The organism is Streptomyces sp. NPDC031210 (assembly GCF_055570395.1).
The window spans coordinates 420,476-445,394 of the sequence record NZ_JBVIHH010000003.1; the positions used below are offsets into that span (position 1 = coordinate 420,476).

Annotated in this window: 24 protein-coding genes; 9 read left to right on the forward strand and 15 right to left on the reverse strand. The window is 70.6% G+C overall.

The window, feature by feature from the left end; translation table 11 throughout:
- Positions 1 to 112 precede the first annotated feature (112 nt).
- Together ACZ45Z_RS09030 and ACZ45Z_RS09035 are read left to right on the forward strand one after the other, a co-directional pair.
- On the forward strand, positions 113 to 874 hold the full coding sequence (locus ACZ45Z_RS09030) for an IclR family transcriptional regulator (RefSeq protein ID WP_468358435.1): 762 nt from the start codon (positions 113 to 115) through the stop codon (positions 872 to 874).
- 194 nt (positions 875 to 1,068) lie between these two features.
- Positions 1,069 to 2,238 carry a PP2C family protein-serine/threonine phosphatase gene (locus ACZ45Z_RS09035; protein WP_468358438.1) on the forward strand — a complete coding sequence of 390 codons (1,170 nt, stop codon included), beginning with the start codon at positions 1,069 to 1,071 and terminating at the stop codon, positions 2,236 to 2,238.
- A gap of 127 nt (positions 2,239 to 2,365) precedes the next feature.
- Here the strand turns inward: ACZ45Z_RS09035 and ACZ45Z_RS09040 are convergent, their stop codons facing one another.
- The 4 genes from ACZ45Z_RS09040 to ACZ45Z_RS09055 form a co-directional block, all read right to left on the reverse strand.
- Entirely contained in the window at positions 2,366 to 3,733 is a 1,368-nt protein-coding gene (locus ACZ45Z_RS09040; protein WP_468358441.1) for a ferritin-like domain-containing protein, read from the reverse strand.
- Positions 3,734 to 3,801: 68 nt separating this feature from the next.
- Positions 3,802 to 4,638 carry an HvfC/BufC N-terminal domain-containing protein gene (locus ACZ45Z_RS09045; RefSeq protein ID WP_468358444.1) on the reverse strand — a complete coding sequence of 279 codons (837 nt, stop codon included), beginning with the start codon at positions 4,636 to 4,638 and terminating at the stop codon, positions 3,802 to 3,804.
- Complete coding sequence (gene bufB, locus ACZ45Z_RS09050) at positions 4,631 to 5,551, reverse strand: MNIO family bufferin maturase (protein ID WP_468358447.1); 921 nt, start codon at positions 5,549 to 5,551, stop codon at positions 4,631 to 4,633. The genes ACZ45Z_RS09045 and bufB overlap by 8 nt, the downstream gene beginning before the upstream one ends.
- 26 nt (positions 5,552 to 5,577) lie before the next feature.
- Positions 5,578 to 6,222 (reverse strand): hypothetical protein, encoded by a 645-nt coding sequence (locus tag ACZ45Z_RS09055; RefSeq protein ID WP_468358450.1) that lies wholly within the window; start codon positions 6,220 to 6,222, stop codon positions 5,578 to 5,580.
- A 452-nt stretch (positions 6,223 to 6,674) separates the two neighbouring features.
- On the opposite strand from ACZ45Z_RS09055, the gene ACZ45Z_RS09060 reads away from it, so the two are divergent.
- Complete coding sequence (locus tag ACZ45Z_RS09060) at positions 6,675 to 8,672, forward strand: bifunctional serine/threonine-protein kinase/transporter substrate-binding domain-containing protein (RefSeq protein WP_468358453.1); 1,998 nt, start codon at positions 6,675 to 6,677, stop codon at positions 8,670 to 8,672.
- Positions 8,673 to 8,726: 54 nt separating this feature from the next.
- On the opposite strand, the gene ACZ45Z_RS09065 is transcribed toward ACZ45Z_RS09060, so the two are convergent.
- Both ACZ45Z_RS09065 and ACZ45Z_RS09070 read right to left on the reverse strand, forming a co-directional pair.
- Positions 8,727 to 11,465, reverse strand: coding sequence for an ATP-binding protein (locus ACZ45Z_RS09065; RefSeq protein WP_468358456.1), 2,739 nt, complete (start codon positions 11,463 to 11,465; stop codon positions 8,727 to 8,729).
- 189 nt (positions 11,466 to 11,654) lie between these two features.
- Positions 11,655 to 12,251, reverse strand: a complete 597-nt coding sequence (locus ACZ45Z_RS09070; protein WP_468358459.1) for a TetR/AcrR family transcriptional regulator — start codon at positions 12,249 to 12,251, stop codon at positions 11,655 to 11,657.
- A gap of 179 nt (positions 12,252 to 12,430) precedes the next feature.
- Between ACZ45Z_RS09070 and ACZ45Z_RS09075 the strand changes: the two genes are divergently transcribed.
- Entirely contained in the window at positions 12,431 to 12,709 is a 279-nt protein-coding gene (locus ACZ45Z_RS09075; RefSeq protein WP_468358462.1) for an antibiotic biosynthesis monooxygenase family protein, read from the forward strand.
- 152 nt (positions 12,710 to 12,861) lie between these two features.
- On the opposite strand, the gene ACZ45Z_RS09080 is transcribed toward ACZ45Z_RS09075, so the two are convergent.
- Together ACZ45Z_RS09080 and ACZ45Z_RS09085 are read right to left on the reverse strand one after the other, a co-directional pair.
- Positions 12,862 to 13,842, reverse strand: a complete 981-nt coding sequence (locus tag ACZ45Z_RS09080) for an alpha/beta fold hydrolase (RefSeq protein WP_468358465.1) — start codon at positions 13,840 to 13,842, stop codon at positions 12,862 to 12,864.
- Between the two features lie 96 nt (positions 13,843 to 13,938).
- The gene (locus tag ACZ45Z_RS09085; RefSeq protein ID WP_468358468.1) at positions 13,939 to 14,865 is read right to left on the reverse strand and encodes an alpha/beta fold hydrolase; all 927 of its coding nucleotides are present in this window, start codon (positions 14,863 to 14,865) and stop codon (positions 13,939 to 13,941) included.
- Positions 14,866 to 15,053: 188 nt separating this feature from the next.
- On the opposite strand from ACZ45Z_RS09085, the gene ACZ45Z_RS09090 reads away from it, so the two are divergent.
- On the forward strand, positions 15,054 to 15,593 hold the full coding sequence (locus ACZ45Z_RS09090) for a GNAT family N-acetyltransferase (protein WP_468358471.1): 540 nt from the start codon (positions 15,054 to 15,056) through the stop codon (positions 15,591 to 15,593).
- Between the two features lie 225 nt (positions 15,594 to 15,818).
- Here ACZ45Z_RS09090 and ACZ45Z_RS09095 read toward each other — a convergent pair whose 3' ends face one another.
- On the reverse strand, positions 15,819 to 16,676 hold the full coding sequence (locus tag ACZ45Z_RS09095) for an SDR family NAD(P)-dependent oxidoreductase (RefSeq protein ID WP_468358474.1): 858 nt from the start codon (positions 16,674 to 16,676) through the stop codon (positions 15,819 to 15,821).
- A 126-nt stretch (positions 16,677 to 16,802) separates the two neighbouring features.
- On the opposite strand from ACZ45Z_RS09095, the gene ACZ45Z_RS09100 reads away from it, so the two are divergent.
- The gene (locus tag ACZ45Z_RS09100) at positions 16,803 to 17,270 is read left to right on the forward strand and encodes a MarR family winged helix-turn-helix transcriptional regulator (protein ID WP_468358477.1); all 468 of its coding nucleotides are present in this window, start codon (positions 16,803 to 16,805) and stop codon (positions 17,268 to 17,270) included.
- Between the two features lie 57 nt (positions 17,271 to 17,327).
- On the opposite strand, the gene ACZ45Z_RS09105 is transcribed toward ACZ45Z_RS09100, so the two are convergent.
- The gene (locus tag ACZ45Z_RS09105) at positions 17,328 to 18,143 is read right to left on the reverse strand and encodes a VOC family protein (RefSeq protein ID WP_468358480.1); all 816 of its coding nucleotides are present in this window, start codon (positions 18,141 to 18,143) and stop codon (positions 17,328 to 17,330) included.
- Positions 18,144 to 18,461: 318 nt separating this feature from the next.
- Between ACZ45Z_RS09105 and ACZ45Z_RS09110 the strand changes: the two genes are divergently transcribed.
- Complete coding sequence (locus ACZ45Z_RS09110; RefSeq protein WP_468358483.1) at positions 18,462 to 19,082, forward strand: L-threonylcarbamoyladenylate synthase; 621 nt, start codon at positions 18,462 to 18,464, stop codon at positions 19,080 to 19,082.
- Between the two features lie 290 nt (positions 19,083 to 19,372).
- On the opposite strand, the gene ACZ45Z_RS09115 is transcribed toward ACZ45Z_RS09110, so the two are convergent.
- Complete coding sequence (locus tag ACZ45Z_RS09115; RefSeq protein ID WP_468358486.1) at positions 19,373 to 20,335, reverse strand: aminoglycoside phosphotransferase family protein; 963 nt, start codon at positions 20,333 to 20,335, stop codon at positions 19,373 to 19,375.
- 239 nt (positions 20,336 to 20,574) lie between these two features.
- The gene (locus ACZ45Z_RS09120) at positions 20,575 to 20,712 is read right to left on the reverse strand and encodes a hypothetical protein (RefSeq protein WP_468358489.1); all 138 of its coding nucleotides are present in this window, start codon (positions 20,710 to 20,712) and stop codon (positions 20,575 to 20,577) included.
- 157 nt (positions 20,713 to 20,869) lie between these two features.
- Here ACZ45Z_RS09120 and ACZ45Z_RS09125 point away from each other — a divergent pair, with 157 nt between their 5' ends.
- Together ACZ45Z_RS09125 and ACZ45Z_RS09130 are read left to right on the forward strand one after the other, a co-directional pair.
- Positions 20,870 to 21,427, forward strand: a complete 558-nt coding sequence (locus ACZ45Z_RS09125; RefSeq protein WP_468358492.1) for a quercetin 2,3-dioxygenase — start codon at positions 20,870 to 20,872, stop codon at positions 21,425 to 21,427.
- The gene (locus tag ACZ45Z_RS09130; protein WP_468358495.1) at positions 21,424 to 22,311 is read left to right on the forward strand and encodes an alpha/beta fold hydrolase; all 888 of its coding nucleotides are present in this window, start codon (positions 21,424 to 21,426) and stop codon (positions 22,309 to 22,311) included. The genes ACZ45Z_RS09125 and ACZ45Z_RS09130 overlap by 4 nt, the downstream gene beginning before the upstream one ends.
- A 217-nt stretch (positions 22,312 to 22,528) precedes the next feature.
- Here ACZ45Z_RS09130 and ACZ45Z_RS09135 read toward each other — a convergent pair whose 3' ends face one another.
- The 3 genes from ACZ45Z_RS09135 to ACZ45Z_RS09145 all read right to left on the reverse strand — a co-directional run bounded on the left by ACZ45Z_RS09135 (position 22,529) and on the right by ACZ45Z_RS09145 (position 24,661).
- Positions 22,529 to 23,182 carry a DUF305 domain-containing protein gene (locus tag ACZ45Z_RS09135; RefSeq protein WP_468358498.1) on the reverse strand — a complete coding sequence of 218 codons (654 nt, stop codon included), beginning with the start codon at positions 23,180 to 23,182 and terminating at the stop codon, positions 22,529 to 22,531.
- A gap of 82 nt (positions 23,183 to 23,264) precedes the next feature.
- The gene (locus ACZ45Z_RS09140; RefSeq protein ID WP_468358501.1) at positions 23,265 to 23,693 is read right to left on the reverse strand and encodes a DUF6153 family protein; all 429 of its coding nucleotides are present in this window, start codon (positions 23,691 to 23,693) and stop codon (positions 23,265 to 23,267) included.
- A 305-nt stretch (positions 23,694 to 23,998) separates the two neighbouring features.
- Positions 23,999 to 24,661: a HalD/BesD family halogenase gene (locus ACZ45Z_RS09145; RefSeq protein ID WP_468358504.1), complete on the reverse strand. Its 663-nt coding sequence runs from the start codon at positions 24,659 to 24,661 to the stop codon at positions 23,999 to 24,001.
- Positions 24,662 to 24,919: the final 258 nt, after the last annotated feature.

Genomic DNA, 24,919 nt, shown 5'->3' on the forward strand with positions numbered 1-24,919 from the left:
AAACACCCCAACCAAAGCGGAGGCGTTTGGCTGGGTCGCGTGCTCGCCCCCCCCCCCCCCCCCCCAGCCCCCGAGGCTTGCCCCTCCCCCGTCTCGGGCGCAAGCTTGACCCATGAGTGGTGCTCAGGGCGGCCCCACGCTCATCACGTCCGTCCAGCGGGCCTTCCGACTGCTGGAAGCCGCGGGAGCGCACGAGGGCGGCGCCCCGGCGAAGCAGCTCGCCCGCGAGGCCGGGCTGCCGCTGGCGACCGCCTACCACCTGCTGCGGACGCTGGCCCACGACGGCTACCTGCGGAAACTGGACGACGGCGGGTTCATCATCGGCGACAAGCTGCGCACGCTGCACACCTCCAGCCGCGGACAGGCACTGCTCAGCCGGATCCGGCCCGCGCTCGCCGCCCTGCGGGACGAGATGTCCGTCGCCGCGTATCTGACCTTCTACGAGGAGGGCGAGATCCGGGTCGCCGACATCGTCGACGGCCCCCGGGCACCCCGCGTCGACCTGTGGGTCGGATTCGAGGACGCCGGGCACGCCACGGCGCTCGGCAAGTGCGTACTGCGCGAACTGGATCTTGAGGCGCGCGAGGAGTACCTCTCCCGCCACGACCTCGCCGACCTCACGCCCCGCACCATCACCCAGCGCGCGGAGCTGCTCCGACGGCTCGACACGCCGCCGGACGCTCCCGCCATGATGGACATGGAGGAGTACGCGCTCGGGACGGTCTGCATCGCGGTTCCCGTCTACAGCGGGAACGTCCTCGGCTCCCTCGGTGTCTCCCTCCGGGCCGGCCAGCTCTCCCGCGTCGACGAGGTACGCGCCCGCCTGCTCCCGGCGGCGAGCCGCGTGACCAGGGGCCTTTCGCTCACTATCTGAAATTCCGGCTCTTGTGGCCGCCGTACGCACGCCTGTTTCCTAGACAAAACGGACGCTCAAGCATCTGTAGGACAGGCAGGGAGTTGCGGACGGCAATGAGTGAGGCGCGAGAGCACCGGCGGGACCGCCGACCGACGTGGAGGCTTGCACGGCGCGCGGCCGGCTTGGGGCCACCGGCCCGTCCCGACGGACCGATGGACCGCGCCACCGCCTCCGTGACCGCGGCGGCGCACCGCGCACGCACCGCCGCCCCTCTCGCCACCGGTGCGCCCGCACTGATCGTTGCCGCCGTCGCGCTCCTCGCCCTGGCCACCGGAGACGGGATGACCTGGGTGCCGCTGCTCGCCGTCGGGCCGGCGCTGGCCGCCGCGACCTGCGGGCTGTGGGGAGTGCTCCGTATCGGCCTTCTCGCCGTGGCACTGGGCACCATCCTGGGTATCCGGGCCGGCGCGCCGGGCCACGATCAGGCCGTCGTCCTGTCCGCACTGGTCGCCGTCTCCCTGGCGAGCAGCCTGGCCGGCGCGCTGCGCGAGCGACGCGAACGGGTACTGGCCGCCGTCCGCTCGGTCGCCGAGGCCGCTCAGCACGCCCTGCTCAAGCCCGTACCCGCCACCGTCGGCCGGTTCCAGGTCGCGGTCCGCTACAGCGCCGCCGCGGCGGAGGCCCGGATCGGCGGCGACCTCTACGCCCTGCTGCCCACCCCGTACGGGATCCGGCTGATCGTCGGCGATGTGCGCGGCAAGGGGCTGCCCGCCGTGGGCACCGCCGCTCTGGTGCTCGGCGTCTTCCGCGAGGCCGCGTACGACGAGCCGGACCTTCTGGATGTCGTCGCCAGGATCGAGCGGAGCCTGGCCCGCAACCTCGGGCACGACGACTTCGTCACCGCCGTGGTCGCCGGGTTCCCGGGGGACGACCGCATGGAGGTGGTCAACTGCGGCCACGCCCCTCCGCTGCTGGTCCGCGCCCGCGACGTCACGGCCGTCGAACCCACTCACCCCGCTCCGCCCCTCGGCCTGAGCGCCCTCACCGGCGAGACCCCGAGCCTCCAGGTGCTCCCCTTCCGCGACGGCGATCAGTTGCTGCTCTACACCGACGGAGTCACCGAGGCCCGCAACCACCACGGCGAGTTCTACCCGCTCGTCGACCGCGTGGCGCGCCACCTCTGGGACGATCCCGCCCGCACCCTCACGTCACTCCACGGCGAACTCCTCACCCACGTGGGTGGCCGTCTGCACGATGACGCGGCCCTCCTCCTGTTGCGCAAGCCGGCCGGCAAACCGGTCACCACCCCCGCCTTGCCCCCCGTCACCGCCCCCCGGGCGCCGGCCGGGCACCGGGCACTGCATGGGGCGGAGGGGCGCTGAAGAAGGAGGGGCGCTGAAGAAGGAGGGGCGCTGAGGGGCGGGCGGCGGTAGAAGGCTCGGTGATCTCCGCAGGGCCCGGGCGGCTGGACGCCTGATCGCGGTACGGCGTCCAGCCGGTGCGGGCCCGCTAGCTCGCGTAGGGCTTGAGGCCGGGGATGAGGAGGTCGATCTGACGGCGGACGCCGTCGTCTCCACCGAGTTGCGGGAAGCTCGGCAGCGCGTCGTCGCACAACTGGGCCAGGTGTTCCTTCATGTCCGAGCCGGGGCGGAACTCGTAGAACTCGAACGGGGGGCCGACATAGGTGATTTCACCGTTGCCGTTGTCGACCGGCGTGTTCACCAGCACTTCCGCGATGGGGTACAGCACGCCCTGCATCAGGGCGATGAAGACGCGCTCCAGGTGGTAGCGGGGGCTGAGGCGGGTGGTGGGGTCCATGTCGTTCGCCGGGGTGGCGTAGAGCTGGTCGAGTAGCCGCAGCATGTAGGTGAAGGAGGCGTTGAACAACGCCATCAGCAGATACACCGGGGTCCCCTTGTACTGGCGCATGTGCGGGTCGGTGACCAACTTCTGCTGGATGGCCAGGGGGGAGTCGATGTTGCATTCGCCCCAGTTGGCGCTGGTCTTCTCGCGGGTGCCGTCGACGATGCCGATGCCCTCGATCTGCTTGACCATCCGCTGGAAGCGGACGTAGTGGGTGTACTCCTCCAGGCCCTCGCGGGGCCGGACCGGGTTGAGCGGTACCGTGCCCTTCTTTGGGTCGGCGCCCTCACCTTGGTCGATGACCAGCTTGAGGGCCGCGATGGCCTCGTCCTTGCAGGTGACGACGACCGGCCCGCCACCGCCGTTCTGGTTCCAGAAGGCCCGCTTGTACTGGCAGGGCCTCCACTGGGCGGCCGCGTCCCACTTGATGGAGCTGTTGAGGTACTCGATCCCCTTGATGATCCTCTTGTACAGCTCGCCGATGGTCGCGTACTGAACGGCCTCGTCGCCCCTCCAGACGATGCCGTCGTCATCGATCGTTCCTCCGTCGTACAGCGCGGTGGCGGTCACCTGTTGCTCCGGCTTCTCGATCTGGAGAAAGACGTCTTGGACCACGCGGGTGGACAGCGGCTGGATGTGCAGTTGCAGCTCAGGACAGTGGCTGATCAACGGGCTGGGGAACTTCGGGACGAAGGCCGGGTCGCAGAATCTGATGCTCTCGGGATGGTTGATGCCGAGCAGGACGTTGCGGACCAGGCACAGGTGCAGCATCTCCTCGATCGCGATGCCGGTGAGCGTACGCAGCGCGCCCATGCCCGGGGACCACTGGGAGTAGCCCCGGGTCTTGATGGAATACGCGGCGTACAGGTACGGCGGGATGGTGGACATCTCCACCTTGGCCGCGACTTTCAGGTGAGCCACGAGCTGCTCGATGGTCTTGATCTCTTTGACGGGCTCGAAGGCGACCGGCTCCTGGTAGGCCGGAACCTCCCAGGCGGTGGCGGTGACGGTCATGGTGGATCTCCTTTACGGAAACGGCGCGGTGCGGTGCGCGTCTACGGAAACGGCGCTGTGCGCGGAGTTCAGTGAGGGGCGGCGGCGTGGTGCGCGGTGAGCAGGCCGGCGGTGGTCCACTCCCGCAGTACGGACCAGACCTGTGGTGCGGTCCCGGTCGTCGCGAGGGCGTGGACCGTGCGGCCGGGGCGGATCGCGCGCAGCAGGGCGTGGGCGGGCGGCTCCAGCTCGCGGATGACGACGGTGTAGTCGCGGCGGCTGACGGCCAGGAAGGTGGGTCGGAACTGCGGGCGCGGCGGAGCGCTGCCGCGGCCCAGTGTCGCGGCCAGGTAGGGGTGTACGAGGGCCCGTGTGCGCAGCAGCCGCAGACAGGGCGCGGGGCGGAATTCAACGGTGTCCAGCAGGTCGGCAGGGGGTGTGCCGGGCAGCGCGGGGATGTCGGGCGGGCGGTCCTCCAGGCCGTCGCCGTCCAGGACTTCGGCGTACAGCCGCTCCAGCCGGGCCAGGTCCACGACGAGGTCGATCCAGCTTTCGCGCGCGCCGGGTGGGTGGTGGGCGTCCGGCCGGTGGCGCTCCAGATGGTCGGCGAAACCGGCGTTGAGGGTGGCCAGGGCGTACGAACGCGGCGGACATGCTTGCAGGTACGCGGCGGCGAACGCGTCGAAGGTCTCCTGGCCGAGCACCCGCACCAGAGCCGGGTGCAGCGTACGCATGCACTCCAGCAGGCGCGTCAGATAGCTGTCGCGGTAGAGATCGAGCGCCTGCCGCGCGGTCAGGCGGGCCGGCGCGGCGAGCGGCAGGTCGGCGTCCGGTGCCGGCCCCGCCACGGACCTGTCGGATGGCGCGGGCAGCAGGGCGGACTGGAACCAGTCCTGCAGCGCGGCCAGCCGGCCGGTGTCAGCCACGGAGCTCTCCCGCCGGCGTCAACGTGCCTTCAGCGAGCGCCCGCGCCGCCCTGGTCCGGGCCAGCTCGGCCTCGGCCGCCAGCTCGGGGAAGGCGGGCAGCCGGTCGTCCCACTCGATGAGGGTGGACACCCCGCCGGTCAGCCGCACCGCGTGTGCGTACAGGTCCCATACGCGCGGAGCCACCGGCCCGTCGTGGGTGTCGACGATGTGGGTGCCGTGGTCGGTGTGCCCGGCCAAGTGCATGTAGGCCACCCGGTGGTGCGGGATCTGGTCGAGGTAGGTCCGGGGGTCGAAGCCGTGGTTGACGGAGGAGACGTGGACGTTGTTGACGTCCAGCAGCAGGGCGCAGTCGGCGTCCTCGGCCACGCGGGAGAGGAACTCCCACTCGGGCATGGCCGACGCGGTGAAACCGGTGTAGGTACTCGGGTTCTCCAGGACGAGGGGGCGTTCGAGCACGTCCTGCACGGTGCGGACGCGCCGTACGACGTGGGCGAGTGCTTCCTCGGTGAACGGCATCGGCAGCAGTTCGTGGGTCCGCACCCCGGCCACGCCGGTCCAGCACAGGTGGTCCGAGACCCAGACGGCGCCGATGTCGTCGGCCAGCGTCTTCAGCCGGTCCAGATAGCCGAGATCCAGGGGATCGGTGCTGCCGATGGACAGGCAGACGCCGTGCAGCAGCACCGGATAGCGGTCGGCGATCTCGTCCAGGGCGCGGCGGCGCCCGCCCCGGCAGTCCAGGAAGTTCTCGGTGATCGCTTCGAAGAAGTCCATCGCCGGCCAGTGCGTGCGGACGTACGGCAGGTGCGCGTTGCGCAGGCCGACGCCGTGGCCCAGGTGCCGGGAACCGGCCCGTTCCCACCACCCACGGCGGGGATCAGGGTCAGGGCCAGGACCGCGGCCAGGGCCAGGCATGGTTGTCGCCGCCCTCGGTGGAGAGGTCACGGTGCCCCGTCCCCCTTGAAACCGCAGAGGTTGCCCCCGCTGTCGTACGCGGGCACCTTGTTGTCCGGGTACCCCTCCCCCGGTGAGGGACCGAACGCGATCCCCGCCTCGTACATCCGGCCCTCGAACAGCTTGCGGGCCGTCTTCCACACACTCTTTCCCTTGTAGGGGCCGGCCGCGAAGACCCTGCTGATGTTGATGGGACTGGCGCAGCTACCGTTCCAGCGGCATGCCTGTTCGCCGGGGTGCGCCTGGTGGAAATCGCTGCCGTGGTAGCCGCATCCGCCGCGGCCCCGACACGCGCCCTCGCCGTGACAGACATGCTCCACCGTGGCGCAGTTGCCCATTCCGGCCATCGGCGCCGTGTGATCGACGTCCTGGTGGCGGCAGGCGTTGAGACCCATGCACACATGCAGGTCCCACGGCTGCTGGTCTTCCGGTGGTTTCTCCTCACGGTCCCGCAGCACGTCGCCGGCCTGCGCATGGGTCTTCCCCCCGGATTCGTGGCTGCCCGCCTTGTAGGCCCGGACCATCTCCTGCACGGCTTGTCGCGCGGTCTCCAGATCCTCGGAGTCCGCGTCGCCGTAGGGCGACCCGTCATAGGGCGGCGTCTGGCCGTTCGGCGTCACGTCGTCGCTCATCGGCATTCCTCCTGCTCTCGGCGCGCGCTCCCCCTGGACGGGAAGCGGACGCGACTGGGTACCGGACCGGGATCCCGGCCCGCCGTGCCCAGCCTCATCCGGCCTGGGCCGCGCCGCAGGCGCACAAGACCGAATGAGTGCACGACTCGCGGCCGGTGGGGTGACGGGGCGCCGACGTCCGCCGGATCGGCGGAGGTGAGGTGTGCGGTCTGCGGTCTGCGGGCCAGGAGGTCACTGGCGGTCCGTTCACCCGAGGCGAGGCAGGGCCGAGAGGGAACGGCCGGGAGCGAATGGCCGCGCGCGAAGGTGTCCGCACTCGCGGGCAGCTCCGCCGGCTCGGCCCCCGAGCAGGACCTTTCCGCCCGGCGACGCCACCGCATGACCTCCGTAGGCTCACCCGCTCGCGTGCGGAATACTGCCGTACACAACTGACAGCACGGGTGGGGAGATTGGTGCGACCCCTGGCGAAGGACGATCCGCAGCAGATCGGCCCGTTCCGGATCATCGGGCTGCTCGGGGGCGGCGGCATGGGGCGGGTCTATCTCGGCCGCGCGGCGGACGGGCGGACGGTGGCGGTGAAGACCGCGCGCTCCGAACTCGCCGACGACCGGAGCTTCCGGAAGCGATTCGCCCGTGAGGTGGCCGCCGCCCAGCGGGTGGGCGGGCCGTTCGTGGCGCCGGTGGTCGACGCCGCGCCGCACGACGACCTGCCCTGGATGGCGACCGACTACGTGCCGGGCGTCTCGCTGACCGACGCCGTGCACGACGGCGGGCCACTGCCCGAGCAGGCGGTCCGGCTGCTGACCGCGGGCCTGCTGCACGCCCTGACCGCGGTGCACGCGCACGGCCTGGTGCACCGCGACCTCAAGCCGTCGAACATCCTGCTCACCGCCGAGGGCCCGCGCGTCATCGACTTCGGAATCGCGCACTCCGCCGCGGACACCGCCCTGACGACAACCGGTACCGCCCTGGGCACCCCGGGGTTCATGGCGCCCGAGCAGCTCGTCATGACGGGCCCCGAGGTCACGGGCGCGGCGGACGTGTTCGCGCTCGGCGGGGTGATCGTGTTCGCGGCGACCGGCGGCGGCCCGTACGGGAGCGCCGACCCGCAGGTCCTGATGTACCGCACGGTGCACGAGGAGCCTCGACTCGACGAACTCCCGGAAGCTCTACGGGAGTTGGCGGCCGCCTGTCTGGCGAAGGACCCGGAGCGGCGGCCCGCTCTGCCCGCCCTCATCGCGCGGATGGGTGCACCGGGTCCGTACGGCGACTGGCTGCCGGAGCCCGTCGCCGTAGAGCTACGCCGTCTGTCCGACCGGCTCGGCGACCCCAGATCCCCGGACGGGTCCGCGCCGCACCCCCCTGCCGAGGGGCCCGTCGACCTCCCCTTGGACCGGCTGCCGACCCGTACGACGGCGGACGGCGCGCCCCGGCCGCCGCACGACGCGACGCCGCCGCTGCCCGCGTCCCCGGGCCCGAGCCGGCGCGGTGTGCTCGCCGCACTGTCCGGCATCGGGGTCGTGGCCGGCGGCGGGGCGCTGGCCTGGGCACTGCGGCCGGACGGTGGAGACGGCGGCAGCGGGGGCACGGGCACCGGCGACAAACCCGACGGGAGCCCCTCCGGCGGCTCCAAGCCCAGGGGGAACCCTCCGGCCGCCGGGACACCGTCGGGCCGGTTGCCGAAGGAGATACGCGACAAGGGCGTCGTCACCGTCGGCTCGGACATCAGCTACGCGCCGATGGAGTTCCTCAGGGACGGCGCGCCCGCCGGTGTCGACGTCGACCTCGCGAACGCCCTCGGCCGCGAGCTCGGCGTGCGCTTCGAGTTCCGGAACGCCACCTTCGACGCCCTGCTCGCCGGCCTGGACGCGAACCGCTTCGACCTGGTCATGTCGGCGCTGATCGACACCAAGGACCGTCAGGAGGGGCGCGCGGGCGGCACGAAGACCGGTGGCGGCGTCGACCTGATCGACTACTTCAGGGCCGGGCTCACGCTCGTCGTCCGCAAGGGAAACCCGGAGGGCATCAAGCGGCCCCGGGACCTGTCCGGCAGGACCGTCGCCGTCCAGCGCGGCACGGTCGCCCAGAATTACCTGGACGAGCTGAGCCGGAAACTCCCCGAGAAGGTGGAGATCCGGGAGTTCGACTCACCGGCCGAGGTCTACGAGGACGTCGTCAAGGCCCACTCCGCGGCCTGCCTCGACGACTTCCCGGTCGCCGCCCACGCCGCCGCCACTCAGGCGGACGGCGACGCCCTCCAACTCACCGGCGAACAGCACGACCCCGTTCCGTACGGCATAGCGGTCGCCAAGACCGACACGGCACTGCGCGACGCGGTACGGGAAGCCCTCGACCGCCTCATCAGGAGCGGCGAGTACCGGAAGATCCTCACGAAGTGGTCCGTCGAGGACGGGGCGGTGGAGCGGGCGATCGTCAACGGGGGCGGGTAGGGGCGGCCGCGGCCAGGGCGGGACGTCCGCGCGCCCCGCGATCCCCGGTTGCCGTCACCGTTCCGGGCCGTCCAGCGGCACAAGCCCTCCCAGCCCCTCCAGTCCGTCCCGCCCTTCCAACGGCCCGTCCAGCGGCCCGTCCAGCGGCCCCTCCGGCCCCCACCACCCGAGAATCGACCGGTTGAGCCGGACCTGCCGGAGGAACCGGTCGCGGTCCACCGCACCACCGATCAGCTCCGCCTTGCGAAGGACCTCGGTGCGGGCCCGCCGGGCGAGGGCGTCCGCCTCCTGGGGGTTCCCGGCCGCCCGGACGGCGAGCGCCGCGTGATGCAGCACTTCCTCGGTGCGCAGCGCCGGCATGTCACCGACCCGGCCCAGGATCGCCACCGCCTCACGGGCGAACCGGGCCGCGGCGGCGGGATCCGCCAGCCCGAGGTGGATCCGGCTGCGCAGGATCAGCGCCGCCACTCCGCTGCGTACCATCCCCGTGCGAGGGGTCTCCAGGACGGTCTCCTCGGCCAGTCGGTCGGCCGTCATCAGCTCCGCGCGGTCCTCGCCGGCCAGGTTCAGCAGGACTTCGGCGTAGAGGTTTCTGACGAGGGGAGCCAGATCCAGCAGCCAGGTCTGTTCGGTCTCCCGCCAGGCGGCCTCGACCATGGTCCTGCACCGGACGTGCTCGCCGGGGTCGTCGCTGAGCAGCAGGGCGAGCAAGGCCGCGTTGTTGGCGTGCCAGCCACTGGCTTCGCCGCGCGCCTCCTCGAACGCCAGGGCTTCCGTCAGGGCGTCGCACGCCTCTTCCCGGGCCCCCATGGCCCGGTAAAGCTGCCCCAAGTAGTTGAGCACGATGGGCAGTTCGGCGTGCACGGGCTCGGTTCTCAGCCGCCGCACGCAGCGGGTCAACCGGTCCCTGGCCTGGTCCAGGTACCCCGAGTCGAAGAGGCTGACGCCGAGCTGCATCTCGGCGAGGTTGCGGACGTGGTCCACCACCGGATCACCGCTGTTGTGCAGGCTCGCTCGCTCGTACACCTCCTCCGCGTCGCGCAGCACGCGCAAGCCGGCGGGGAGGTCGCGCTTGGGCAGTTGGCTTCCGTACTCGGCCATGGCCACGAACAGGGCGGCCGGGTCGTCGCAGTCCCGGGCCAGTCCGACGGCTTCCTCCAGCTTGTCGAGGGCGGGGCGCACCCCTTGGGTGCGGAGCAGCGTTTTGCCGTGCAGCAGCGTGGTCCGGGCGATCAGGGGAAGGTCGCCGCTGCGTCGGCCGGCCTCCTCGGCCTCGCGGGCGAGCGCTTCGAGGTCCTGGCCGTCGGCCGTAGCCGGGCGGTTCTGCCAGCGGACCTCGGTGAGGGAGAGGAGCAGCTCGATCGCCCGCGCCAGCCGGCCATCGCGGTCGGCGGCCGATGGGGGCAGTTGGCGGGCGCTTTCCACCGCGTGCCGGCACAGGACTTCGGCCTCGGGGAACGAGAGTCCGTGGACGGCCAGCGCCCGCGCCAGGGCGAACTGCGTCCGCTGGGCGTCGTCCCACTGCCGCGCCAGGGCGTAATGGTGCGCGATGTTCAGTCGCACGGGCAGGGGGAGGGAGTCTTCCGCCGTCTCGTTCCCGCTCAGTGCGGCGGCGATCCGGCCGTGTCGCTCCCGGGCCTGGGCGAGGCTCTGCTCGCCGCGCACGGCGAGGTGCAGCAGGGCGTTCTCGAAGCGGTAGTGGTCGGACAGGTCGTCCTTGGCCCAGTCGGGTGCCGGCACCGGTTGAATCAGCCCGTGCCGTCGGCTCAGTTCGTGCAGGCGTCGGACGACCTTGCCCGCCGGCTGCTCGGCCACCCGTGCCACCACCGCGGTCTCGAAGGTTTCGCCCTGGGTCGCACCGATCACCAGCAGTTCCCTCGTCGTGCGGTCGAGCCCGGCCAGCCGACCGCGGATCAGCGGCCCGACCGACTCGGGCAGCGGGCCCTGTAGCGCGCCGTCCGCGCCGACCAGCCGCAGGCACTGCGTCACGAAGACGGGGTGACCGTTCGTCAGTTCACTCAAGCGGGCCGGGAGGGAAGCCGCGACCGGCCCGGCGAGATGCAGCCTGACCAGGTCGGCGACCGCGGCCTCGGGCAAGCCCCCGAGCCGGCGCCTGACGAGCCACCCTTGGATTTCCCACCGAGCGAGGGTGTCGGAGACCTTCTCGTTCTCCGACCCCGGATCGCTTCGGTGTCCGAGGATCAGCCCCAGCGCCTGCCCTCCGCGCTCCAGCGACTCCACCCACTGCTCCAGGACCAGCAGGCTGCTGGGATCCAGCCACTGGGCGTCGTCGATGACGACCGCCGTCGGGCCGCCGCGCGCCGCCGCGTCGGCCAGAGCCGTCGCGATGGTACGGGCCACGCTCTGGCGATAGGGCAGCAGACTGCCGCTCTGCGCGGACGCGGTGTCCAGGGTGGTCTGCGTGATCTGGGCTGCGGCCTTGAGCACGGGTCCCAGGGCGGGCACCAGGGACACAAGCTCCGGGACGGCCTGGACGGTGGACCGGCCGAAGCGGCGTAACAGCGACCGGCGCGGCGGCCGGAGCGACGTCAGGACATCGATGACGGGGCCGTAGGCGTTGTCCGCTCCGATCTGCTCAAGGCACCTCACCTGGACGATCCGGCAACGCGCCACGTCCGCGCGCCCCTCGATCCGCCGGACGGCCTCCCTGAGCAGGGCGGACTTGCCGATGCCCTGCTCACCCTGGACGACGAACACTCCGCCGTTTCCCTGGACCACGCCTCGCAGGAACGTGTCCAGCGCCCCGATGTGCTCGACTCGGTCGACAAACACGGTCCCCACCGCATGCCCCCTGCGTGCTGCCGGTCGTGGCTGATGGCACGTCACTATAAGGGCGTATCAGCCCACATCACTACGGCAGCAGCGTCATCACTACGGCAGCAGCGTTCTGGGCCTTTCCGGCGTCAGGCAGATGCCCCCTCTCCCGCGGAAGCGGGCCACCGGCCCCCTCCAACAACCCGCTCACTCCCTGGCCGGCAGCACCGCTCCGGCCACCAGGGTGCGCAGCGCGGCCATCGCCTTCTTGTGGTCGACCCGGTCGGGCGCCATCAGCCACTGCTGGTGGATGCCGATCACGGCGCCGATGATCGTGACGGCCAGCGCCTCGGCGGACAGGCCGGGCGCCAGCGGCAGCCGCTCCAGCCATCGCCCGCAGTGGTCGCGCAGGGTGTTGTGGATCTCGACGTAGCGGCCGTGGATCGGCGAGCCCGGCTCCAGGGCCTCCACCAGGAGCGTGACGAAGAGCTTGGTGGTGGGCAGGGCGAACAGGGTGGTGGCGCCCTCCATCAGGCGGTCGAACCCCGCCTCCACCTCCTCCGTCTTCTCCGGCTCCTCGACGAGGCCGGCGCGGATGAGATGCATCGAGCGTTCGAGCACGGCCAGCAGCAGGCCCTCCTTGCTGCCGAAGTGCCAGGGGATCGATCCCCTGCTGATTCCGGATCGCTCGGCCACGTCGGCGAACGTCGTCTGCCGGTAGCCCTTCTCGGCGAACAACTCCGCCGCCGCCAAGAGAATCCGCTCGCTGCTCTCGTGACTGGTCTGCTCTCGTCGCGTTGTCACGCCACCTCCTCTGTGCTACTCATAATATTCTATGCTGGCCGACATAGAAGCTGGCCAACACAGAAGCTTCAGCGGGGGGTTCCTTTGCGCTTCGTCACCTACGCCTCGGCCGGTGGGCGGACAGCATCGCGACAAGACACCCCATCGAAAAGCGCGAAGAGAAGAGAAGAGAGAGCGTCATGAAGACAGGCATGGTTGCCAGCCACTACCCGCACGCCGCCTACCGCGAGGAGTTCATCGCACGCGTCCACGAAGTCGCCGAGGTATTCCGGCGGACACCCGGCTGCCTCTCAGCCGACTGCTGGACGTCCGAGGACGCGGTGATCTCGATCGTCGAGTGGGAATCCGAGGAAGCGTTCGCCACATCGTTCGCCGCCGTGAAGGCGGCAGGTGTGGACCTGGCCTACGACGAGCGCGAGTCGCGCCCCCGCGAGATCGTCCGACTCACGGCTGCCTGATCGAACGGAAACCCACTCCCCCGTTTCGGCACGCGGTCGCGGCCCTTCTCGCACGCCCGCATCCGCCCGCATCCGCCCGCCGCCGCAGAAGCCCGCTCGCCCGAACGACTCATCGGGCGAGCGGGCTCAACTCCGGGTCGGCCAGGCCGACTTCAAGCACGGAGGGATGCGAGCCAGTCGCTCAGAATCCGGTTGGTTTCAGCGGGGCGTTCTTGCTGGATCCAGTGGCCGCAGTCATCGAGGAGGTGGGAGGAGACCAGGCCCGGCAGCGTGGTGGGGAATGCCTTGATCGCTTCGGCCATCCACGTCGTGGAGGCGTCCAGGCCACCGCCGATGAACACGGAGGGCTGGACGAGGGGGACGCCGTCGAAACCGGCGAGGTCTGCCCAATCCCGGTCCATGTTCCGGTAGCGGTTGAGCGCCCCGCTCATGCCGGTCCGCTCGAACTCCCCGGCATAGACGTCGAGGTCGTCCTCGCTGAGCCAGGCGGGCCGCCGACCGGTCGGAAAACGGTCCCTCAGCGCCCCCTCGCGGCCGACGAAGTGCGGGTCCGGGGCGCCGGGGGCGGGCATCGTGTCGGCCGACAGGGCGGCGTAGAAGCCCGCCAGCCAGCCGCGCACGTCGGGCTCGATCTCGGCCTCGGCCCGGCCGGGCTCCTGGAAGTACGAGACGTAGAACTCCTCCTCCCCGCCCATCCGTGCGAAGACCTCGCTGGGCCGCGGTCCACCGCGCGGAGCGTAGGGAACACTGAGCATTCCCACCGCGCGGAAGACGTCCGGCCTGACCAGGGCGGAGTTGGCGGCGATGGCCGCTCCCCAGTCATGGCCCACGATCACCGCGGACCGCTCGCCCAAGGCGTGCACCACCGCGACGTTGTCCGCCACCAGCTCCAGCATCCGATACGCGTCCGTGCCGGCGGGCTTGGAGGAACGACCGTAGCCACGGACATCGATGGCGACCACGCGGTATCCGGCCGCGGCCAGCACCGGCAACTGGTGGCGCCAGGAGTACCAGGACTCCGGAAAGCCGTGCACGAGCAACACCAGCGGCCCGGCTCCCCGCTCCACCAGGTGGATCCGGCCGGCGGGCGCGGAGACCAGCCGGTGCGTAACGTCCGCGGTCTGCTGCGACATAACTCCTCCAGGTGGCGTGCTCTACGGGGAACCGTACGGTCGTCCGGCCGGCTCGCCGCCCGACCAGGCGGGCACCAAGACGACGCGGAGGTCTCCTCAGATCTCTTCCTCAGACCCCTCTTCCGAAGCCGAGGCGGCTTGGCTCTCATAGTCGGCCGTGAGGAAGCGGATGACGTGGCGGTTCGTCTCTGCGGGCGCGGCGGTGGGCAGCGCGAAGTGCGTGAGACGGGCGAGGATTTCGATCCGGGCGTGCGGCAGGGCCTTACGGGCGCGGGCCGCGACCTTCGCCGAGTGGTGGGCGGCACTGCGGCCGGCGAGAAGGACCAGGACGGGGATGCGCAGCGGCGTGGGGTCCGGGCGGCGGCCGACGACCAGCTTCCGATTGGCGAAGCCCGAGACCGCCAGGGCATAGAGGCGCTTCCAGTCCGGGTCGGTGTCCGTGTCCGCCGTCTCGCGGTCCAGGAAGGCGAGCGCGCGGGCCACCGTCGGCCGGATCAGCACCGGGAGTGAGCGCAGCAGGAAACCGGGGCGGAAGCCGGCGAAACACTGGGTCGGGTCGAGCAGCACCAGCCGGTCGACGCGCTGCGGGGCATGCAGGGCGTATGTCAGTGCGATCCAGCCGCCGTAGGAGTGCCCCAACAGCCGCACGCGGGACGCACCGAGGCCATCGAGAAGCGCGTCCAGCCAGGCCATCAGGTCAGCGGTGGTGCGCAGGGGGCGCCCCTGACGGACGCTGCGCCCGGCGTCACCGAGGATGTCGACCGCGAGAACGCGGTGATCCACGCCGAGCGCTTGGGCGTTGGCGAACCAGACCACACCGGTGGAACCGCCCCCGTGCAGGAGCAGCAGCGGAGTGGCGTCGGCGGGCCCGTAGGCGTGAACACGGGTGGTGCCGTAGGGGGTGGGGATGTCGATCTCGACGGTCCCGGCGGGCCAGCGCGCGAGCAGTGCCTCATAGGCCGCGAAGAACTCGTGTGTCTCGGGCACGGTGAACTCCTGGAGATGGTCGCCTCGTTGACCCATTCTCTCGCTCGGTGAGCTACCGGCTCCCTGGGGTGCGGCCTGCCGCTCGCTGTATCTCGCGACAGTTGGATCGACGGACGGGGCGCGTCCGATGGAGCGCCGACGGCGGCCTGGGGTGGCTGAGCGAGGGCTTGCCGCTGTGAGGGGTGCGGTTGGCCGTCGGGCTCCCCGCACATCATGATGCGGGGATGACTGAGAACCTGGCTTCCGCGTCGCCGGTCGTGGTGCGACTGGAGCGGTATACGCAGACAGACCTGAGCGAGATCCTGGGCGACGTCGCCGACCCGTTCGGCGTCGCGGACGTCGGCATGACGTGGCTGCCCAAGCGGGAGCATTTCGGTGTCAGGATGAACGGCCGCCTTGTGGCGCACGCCGGGCTGCTGCCGTTGCCCCTTTCGGTCGGCGGGGTCGACATGCAGGTGGTGGGCGTGGGCGGCGTGGCCGTCGCGCCGGACATGCGGGGGCACGGGCTGGCACGGATGGTCGTCGCGGCCGCGTGCGCCCACGCGCGCACGATGGGGCCGCGGCACGGGCTGCTGTTCTGCCGGCCGCAGCTCGTGCCTCTCTATGAGCGACTCGGGTGGCGAGCGCTCGCGCAGGACGTGGACGTAGAGGTCCAACAACCCTCGGGGCCCGTGGTCATGCCGTTGCGGACGATGTGGACGCCACTGCACGACGGGGCACCGTGGCCCGCGGGTCCGGTTCGCGTGCTCTCGCTGCCCATGTGACCCGACGCCCGCCCACTCTCCCCGGTCGTCCGCCGAGCCGGGTCGCCGCTCCCCGACCGCCGGATCGCCACTCCCCCACTCCCCCCACACGCCGGATCGCCACTCCCCGTCCACCCCACCCTCCGTAGGGGGGCGGCAGAGCGACCCGGCCGGGGCGAGGTGGCGTGTGGCCGGGCCGTAGGCCGTACGGAGCAGGGCCGGTGGCGGGCACGGCAAGGCGGCGGGTCAGCCGACCCAGGTGCCGGTGAGGTCTTGAACGGCGGAGCCGTCAAGGTCGGTGAACTTGGTGCCGACGAAGGTGCGGGCCCAGGGGGACGTCTGGATGCGGAAGGCGGGCCGGTCCGCGCCCAGCGCCTCGATGACGGGCGCGGCCGCCTCGGCGGGGGTCTGGGCGTTGGCGAAGGACTTGCGGGTCCGGTCGATGTACGCCTGAAGTGCGGTGCCGTACGGGCCGGCGGCGGCGACCAGCTCCGGGATGTCGAGCTCCTGGCTTGCGACGAACTCACTGGCCACAGCCCCCGGCTCGATGACGCTCACCGAGACGCCCACAGTGGCGGCCACCGGCGCGAGGGACTCCATGAAGCCCTCGACCGCGAACTTGGCGGCGCAGTACGCCTCGTTGAACGGCTGTCCGACGACACCCCCGACGCTGGTGACCGTGATGAGCCGGCCCTGAGACGCCCGCAGGTGGGGCAACGCGGCCCGGGTGACCTGGACGACGCCGAAGAAGTTCACCTCCATCGCCTCGCGGACGTCCGCGAGGCTGCTCTGCTCGATGGTGCCCACCTGCCCGGCTCCGGCGTTGTTGACCACCGCGTCCAGTCGGCCGTGTTCGGCGATCACCTCTTCCAGGCAAGCGGTTACGGAGGCGTTGTCGACCACGTCCAGGCGTTTGACCTGGATCCGGTCGGCGACTCCCGCTTCGGCGGCGGCCGCGCGCAGGGCGTCGGCTTTACCCGGGTCGCGCATGGTGGCGATGGTCAGCCAGCCGGCCCGAGCCGCGGCCACGGCGGTGGCCAGGCCGATACCGGACGAGGTCCCGGTGATCAGGACGGTCTTGGTGGTGGGAGCGGTGCGGGTCATCAGAGGTCTCGTCTCTGCCGGAGGGGCGAAGCTGCCCGTCAGGAGAACTGCCCGTGAGGCAATCGTGTGCGTGCACACACACCTTAGGTTTATGTGCACGCACACGCAAGACGCTAGGATCGCCTCATGCCCCGTGCTGACATCACTCTGGGAGACCTGAGCGCCCGCGACCACGCCTTCTACGGCCTGGTCTGGGCCGGCACCACGCTCACGGCGCGCGTCGATCGCGCGCTCGTGCGTGCCCACGATCTGCCGCTGTCCTGGTTCGAGGTGATGCTGTGGCTGCACGGCCAGAGCGAACCGGTGGCCGCCTCCGACCTCGGCGCGAAGACCCTGCTCAGCCGCAGCCAGGTCTCACGGGTCGCGGACGCGTTGCAGGCGCGCGGCCTGGTCGAGCGCCACACCGCACCCAGCGACGCCCGCTCGGTGCGGATCGCACTCACCCCGGCCGGCCACGAAGCCTTCGCCGCCGCCGACGCCACCCGCAGGGAAGCCCTCTCGGAGGTCTTCAGCGAGCTCCTCGACGATGACGACATCCAGGCACTGGAAACCATCTGGGAGAAGCTGAAGGGACGACGCCGGCAGGCCGACTGAAGCAGCCGACGCCGCCGCCTCATCTTCTCCGTCGGCCCGCCCGCGCCATGACGGCGGTCAGGTCATCTTCGGCATCTCGCCGACCGTCGTGCTCATGTCGATGACCGCGAAGGCCGCCCCCTGCTGGTCGGTGAGCGCGGCGAAGCGGCCGAACGGGCTGTCCATCGGCCCGAAGTGGAGCTTCCCACCGAGCTTCTGCGCCTTCGCGATCGCCTCGTCGCAGTCATCCACGCTGAAGTAGAGCTGGATGTAGGACGGCATCTCGGGCGGGAAGTCGCTGCCCATCTCCATCCGGCCGAGGACCGGCTTCTCGGGCCCGCCGATGTTGAAGACCTTGTAGTCCATCCCGGCCGCCGCAGGGTCGTCACCCGTGTCCATCGACTGCGAGCCGTACGAGAAGACCTGCGGCAGGAACGCGTCGGTCTTGTCCTTGTCGCGCGTGAACACCTCGGCCCAGCAGTACGCGCCCCGCTCGCCGACCTTCTCGAACCCCTTGTGATCGCCTGGCTGCCAGACGCCGAAGACCGCGCCACTGGGCTCCTTGGCGAGGGCCATCGAGCCGAACGTACCGACCTGCATCGGCTCCATCAGCAGAGCGCCGCCCGCCGCCTTGATCTTTTCGGCGGTGGCGGCCACATCGGTGGACGCGAAATACAGACACCACTGCGACGGCGCGTCCTCGCCGCCGGGCATCGGCGGAACCACCGCGGCCACCGCCTTGCCGTCGGAATACGCCTGCGTGTAGTTACCGAACTCGCTCGCCGCCTCCCCGAACGTCCAGCCCAACACCTCGCCGTAGAAACTCTTGGCGCCCTCGACGTCCTTGAACATGGCGTCCGCCCAGCAGGGCGCGCCTTCCTGGAACTCGGTCATGATCGACTCCTGGATCTCACTGGATCTGGATCTTGTACGCCCCTACTTCTCCACCCTAGGGCGGGGGTCTGACAGTCGCGCGGGGAAAGGGCAGGGGCGGCGGGCGCCCGCGGATCCGTCGACGCGGAGCTCACCCTGCGACCGGTGGCCATGCGGCGGGAGGGGACAGCCGTGACGGACGCGGCGTGACACCGCCCCCACAGGTCCACCACGGTTGCGGCGGACACTCCCCACCCCGGCCGTCTGTCGGGTGCAGCCGGCCGCAACCATCACCGCTGCCGACATAGCGCAGGCGTCCTGATCACGTACAGTCGGCGGATGGCGAAGTATTTCGACGTGCACCCCGAGAACCCTCAGCAGCGCACCATCAGCAGTGTGGCCGACAGTATCCGCTCCGGCGCGCTCGTCGCGTACCCGACGGACTCCTGTTTCGCACTGGGATGCCAGCTCGGCAGCCGCGACGGCATCGACCGGATCCGGTCGATCCGGAACCTGGACGATCGTCACCACTTCACCCTTGTGTGCCAGAACTTCGCACAACTGGGTCAGTTCGTCCAGGTCGACAATGACGTGTTCCGCGCGATCAAGGCGGCCACGCCCGGCAGCTACACCTTCATCCTCCCCGCGACGAAGGAGGTGCCGCGCCGCCTGCTGCACCCGAAGAAGAAAACGGTCGGTGTCCGGATTCCCGACCACGCCGTCGCCCAGGCCCTGCTCGCCGAACTCGGCGAGCCGCTGGTCTCCAGCACCTTGCTCCTGCCCGACGAGGAGGAGCCGATGACGCAGGGCTGGGAGATCAAGGAACGGCTCGACCACGTGGTGGACGCCGTGGTCGACTCCGGTGACTGTGGCACCGAACCGACCACAGTCATCGACTTCTCCGGCGGCGAAGCCGAAATCGTACGCCGAGGCGCCGGCGACCCCACACGCTTCGAGTAACCGCGCCGGCTGCCCTCCGGGGGGGGCAGTTCCCGTACGTAACGCGCACGGCGCACCAAGCGCGCGCCCGCGGCGAGTCGTACGGCTCAGTCACCTCTCGGACCGCACCTGGCGGCCCGGACCACCTGCCCCAGGACGGACGGATCCCTGCGTCCTGGGGCCGAGACCGATCTGTAGGGGCGTCTCCGCCCTGTGCGGCCTTCTCCGCCAAGCCGGACTCGCCCCCGAGCACATCCCGTCCCCCTGAGCGCGCACGCGTCCGATCCGGTCGACCTGATCAGCCGACTTGATCATCTGAGCCGAACGGCCCCGGACCGCCCGGTTGGCCTGGGTAGGACCGCTCCGGGCGGCCGTCCTGCGGCGTGCCCGTGATCGGCGAGAATCTCCTGGATGACGTGTCGTGCGATGGCCGCCATTACCGGGTTCGTTTCCCGGTAGTACCGCAGCTCCATGAGCGCGATCGTCAGCGCCCAGCCACGGCCTCGCGCCCAAGCCGCGTCATCAACTCCCAGAGCGGCCCGGAAGATCTCCCGCGTGTCGGCCGGCAGCACGTACCACGCCACGATCAGATCGACCGCGGGGTCCCCCACGCCCAGGCACCCGAAGTCGATGACGGCGCTGAGCCGCCCATGGGCCATCAGCAGATTCCCCGGTTGCAGGTCCGCGTGGACCCAGACTGGCGGGCCGGGCCACGCGGGGGCTCGCACGGCAGCCTCCCATGCTGCGGTCGCCGCGCCGGTGTCGACGATTCCGCGCAACTCCGCGATCGCGGCGCGCGTCGTGGCGTCCCGCGTCGCCAAGGGCTCACTGCGGTAGGAGGGAGGCCCGTCGGCGGGGCCGATCCGATGCAACGAGGCGATGAACTCCGCGATGTCCTTTGCGAGTTGGACGGGCTCGGCGATACACCCGATGGCCGGATTCTCACCTTCGAGCCAACGGTAGACGGACCAATGCCAGGGATAGCCCTCAGCGGGCACGCCCTTGCCCAGCGGAACGGGAATAGCGACCGGAAGCGCCGGGGCGAGCCGTGGCAGCCACTCGTGCTCCTTCTCCACATCGTCGGCGGCGCCTGCGATGCGGGGCAGCCGCACGATCATGTCCTCGCCGAGCCGATACATGGCATTGGAGGTGCCGGAAGAGTCGACCGGCTCGACCGAAAGCCCTGCCCACTGCGGAAACTGAGCGGTGATCAGCCGGTGCACGAGAGCTACGTCGATGTCCGACTCGTCGGCATGCATCTTGCCAGCGCGCATGGGCACCTTCCTGAAGCGGGCGATCCCACCACGTGCCATGGGACGACGACAACGTGGAGGGACGGGACCGATCGTTGTCGCCCGACGGCAATACCAATGCTCCGAGTCGTCGCCCGTCAACTCATTTCCCACGTGACGGCGAAACGCACAGTCACGGGCCCAAGACCTCCCTGAATCGCGACTCCCGCGCGCCACCAACCCCACGGCAGCCATGGGTGGTTGTATCGCCGGATCCCGGCCTACGCGGGCAGCGTCCCCGCGTCGTCGAGGCCCGCGACGAAGTCCACATCGGCCCAGCCGCCCCGGAACAGCACCACAGACAGCTCGGCGTCCGCTCGTCCGGAGATGAGCACGCCGATCGAGTCGGGATCACGCACGAGTCCCCGAACCACTGCCGCCAGGCGGCAGACTGAAATCCCTGGAAGCCCCGTTCGGCAAGTCAGGGGGCCATGCCCGCACCCAGCGGCTTGCCTGCCGCCAGCACTCATGTCAGGCTACCTGACATTCGCCGCGGTTGATCCAAGGAGTGACCACATGACCATCGAATACGCCACCCGCTACCGGCGGGCCTCACACATTCCCGCCGACCCGGGGAAGCCCTACTTCATCGAGAAGGGCGAGGGGGACCGCGCCCACCTGTTCGGTGACCTGATCACCGTCTACGCGGGCGGCGAGCAAACCGAGAACACCTTCAACTTCTTCACCGTCGAAGGCCCCAAGGGCGATCTCATCCCCGCCCACCTGCACGCCGACACCCACGAGGTCTTCTACATCACCCAAGGCGCCGTCCGGCTGTTCGTCGAGGACACCGAGGGCAACCAGCAGGAGAAGCTGCTCACCCCCGGCGACTTCGGCTTCGTACCCAAGAACTGCCCGCACGCCTACCGCATGGAACGCCACCACAGCCAGGTCGTCGGCGTCGCCGCCGGTCCCGGAGGTACCTTCGAGCGGTTCTTCGAAAACCTCGGCGCGCCCGCGGAGCAGCTCGGGCTGCCGCACGAGCCCGTCATCCCGGAACCCCACAAGTTCGCGAGCGTGCCGCAGCAGTACGATGTCTGTTTCCTACCCGATCACCAGTGGCGGACCCGATGACGACACCCGAACCCCCGCTGCGGAAACTGATCACCGCGCCCCACCCCGACCACGCTCCCCTGCCGCACGCGCCCCTGAGCGAGCTCGGCATACGCGAGCTACGCGGCGTGCCCTACCGCGAGATCGAGGGCAGCCGGCCGTTGGAACTCGACCTCTGGTTGCCCGAGACGAACCAGGCGGGGCCCCTTCCACTGGTGCTGTTCGTGCACGGCGGCGCCTGGCGTCGGGGCCGGCGCGACGACATGGGTCTGCGCACGCGCCACTGGGCTCCCAAGCCCTTCGCGCGTATCGCGGCTGCGGGCTTCGCGGTCGCCTGCCTCGACTACCGGCTCAGCGGCGAGGCCACCTTCCCGGCGCCGCTCGATGATCTGCGCGCCGCACTGCGCTGGCTCACCCTGCGCTCCACGGAACTCGGCGTCGACACCCAGCGGACGGTGGTCTGGGGCGAGTCCGCCGGCGGACATCTCGCCTCGCTCCTCGCCCTGACCCACGACGACCCCTCACCGGCCGGTGCCGTGATCTGGTACGGACCGAGCGATCTGACGGCCGCCCGGGGCTGGTTCACTCCCGAAGACGCCGCCACCCCCGAGGCACTGATGCTCGGCGCCGCCCCCACAGCCGTCCCGGAGCGGGCCCGCGCGGCCAGCCCCCTCACCCAAGTCCGCGCCGGCGCGCCCCCGTTCCTCCTCGTCCACGGCGAGGCGGACACCATGGTGGACTGCTCGCACAGCGAAGCCCTCGCCGCGGCACTGGAGAAGGCCGGGGCGACGGCCGAGCTGTGGACGGTGCCGGGCGCCGACCACGGCTGGTACGGACTACCCGACTCCCAGGTGGAGGAGATCTTCACCCGCTCCCTGGCCTTCGCCCGTCGCCTCGTGGCCTGAAAGGAACCACGCGGGGGACGGAGGCGCGCTGCCGCGGGGAATACGGGAAGTGCATACGGGATTCGCTGCGGCAGCGCCTTGGGCTGTCGTGCACCCTGCCGTGCACCTGCCGTACGGCTGCGGCACACCGTCGCGCTCCGGATCGGCGGATGGTGCGGGGACGGGGACGGGCCGGACGGGGGCGACCGGCGACCGCCCCGCGTCGCGACTCCTGCCGTCAGCTCTCGCCGAGCAGCTTCTTCATCCGGGCGATTTCGGCGCTCTGCGAGCTGATGATGTCGCCGGCCATGTCCTTGGCGGGCCGGTAGGAGCCATCAGACCGCTCGGTCTTGGCCATCTCCACCGCGCCTTCGTGGTGCTTGACCATCATCTTGAGGAACGCGGTGTCGAACGCCTTGCCGGAGGACTTCCCCAGCTCGCCCATCTCCTCGGACGTCATCATCCCCGACATGGAGGGCATGCCGGACTTACCGGGCATGGAGTGTCCGGAGTGCTCCCCGCCCTCGCCCTCCTTGGGGACCTGCTCGCCCCAGGCGGTCAGCCATCCGGAGAGCGTCTTGATCTCCGGGTCCTGCGCCTTCTTGATCTCCCCAGCCAGCTTCTTGACCTCGGGCGACTCCGCCCGCGTCTCCGCGAGGCGGGCCATCTCCAGCGCCTGCCGGTGGTGCGGGATCATGCCCGTCGCGAAAGCCACATCGGCGGCGTTGCCCCGCTTGCCGGCAGCCGAGGCGGAGGGGGCCGAGGTCTTGTCGTGGCCGTCGTGGCCGGCCGGACTGTCGCCGGTGCCGCCACAGGCGGCGAGTACGACGGCGGCGGTGGCCACGGCCGCCACAGCGGCGGCGCGACGGATCAGGGAACGGTGTGCGGTCATGGTGAGGAACTCCTGTGTGCGCTGAATTCAGGCATGGCTCTGGCGGAGGGCACCGGGAAAGCGACCGGGCCCTCGGGGCCGCCTATATGCGCAGGAGTTGCAGTTCACTCAATGACGGCGGGGCGCGTCCGCCCAGGGATGCCGCCGGAACGCGTACGGGTGCGACCGCGGTGACGCGGGTGATCGCGTCGGCCGGAGCCAGGGCGGGCAGTGCGGGGGCCGCGCTCGTGCCACTGGCCGCGCACGTCCCGTCCGCGTGGGCGGCATGCCCGCCGGCGGCGCCGTCGTCATGATCGGCGTGGACACAGGTGTCATACCGCTCGGCATGCGTATGCGCCGGGGCCGGGGCCGTGACCGCGTGGTGGGCGTCCGACATGGTGTGGGAAGGCGGCGGAACTGCGGCGGGTCCCAGACCGTGCATAGCCACCACACCCGCCAGCACGGCCAGCACCAGCAGCACGAAGGCCCGGACCCCGTGGGGTCGGGCCGGATGCCACGCCTGCTGCCTCATGCCCGCATCCTAAAGGGCGCTCCGGCACGGCAGTCCCTCGGGCCACAGCGCGGCCCCTCGGAACGCAGGCCAGGCACCGACGCGGTGGCCGACGCCTGGCAGGCGTACGGTCACCGCGAAGCCAATCCCGACGTCGACGCGCGCATTCCTCAGCGCGATCCTCACCGCTCCCCGCACACGACAGGCTCAACATCCGCGCCCGCACACCCTCGACTGCGGCGATGCGCGATCCGGGATCCGGGATCCACCATCCGCGATTCAGGGGCGCGGCGACCCTAGGGAGGCATAGCCCGGCATTGGGTTCGTCAGTAGAGCTGGGATGCGGACGGCGTGACCGCTCGTTGGCGGTCCGGTGTGGTGTAGGCGAGATTGACGACGGTGCGGCGCATGCCCGCTCGACGCAGAGGTGTCACGCGGTGTGCGGTGGTGTCCGCGCGCAGCAGATAGCCGTCACCCGGCCCGTGGTGAGCGCGGCGACTACCGGTGCTATCCAGGTCGTTCAGGCCGGTGGCGTGGGGGGCGTACTCCAGCAGCCCGCCGTCGGAAGCGGCGGGCGCTTCGGTGCAAAGGATCAGGGCGAGCGGGTAGTCGTCGGTATGGGCGCCATGGGTGTCGCCTTGTTGGTGGAGAATATTGATGACGTGCCGTTCGAGTGGATCCGCGACCTCGACGGCCTCAAGGCCCGCTATTCGGCCTATCAGAGCCAGAAGCGGGGCGTTCCGATACAGGCGCGGGATCAGTTCCGACTCCTGGGCGATGAGGTGACCGCCGAGGGTGGTCATGTGCCGGGGCGAATGATTCATGGACTCCATGAGGAAGTCCCGGCGCACGGCGAGCTTTTCGAGCCGCTCCACCTCCTCCGCCAGCGCCCGCGACACCTCGGGTGGCACCAGCGAGGGCAGAGGGAGATATCCGTTGGCGGCGAAGCGGTCGCGCAGGACATGGGTGTACGCAGGTAAGGACAGCACCGCAGCGTCCTACCCAGCCACAGTCCGTTGGCAACCCATCCGAACCCGAGCCGCAGCCTGACGAACGCCCCGGGGCCGCCCGCCGGCCGAGCGGCCTTTAGCCGGGCCCTCTTAGCCGCTCTCCGGCACTCTTCGTTCGGTCAGTCACATAATCATTCTTTACATTATCGCTCTTAATCGGGAATTGCGATCCCGTGTTTTTGTGAAGAACGGTACGGGGAGTCTTGCTCTCGCAAACCCGCCAGATGGCGGACGTGT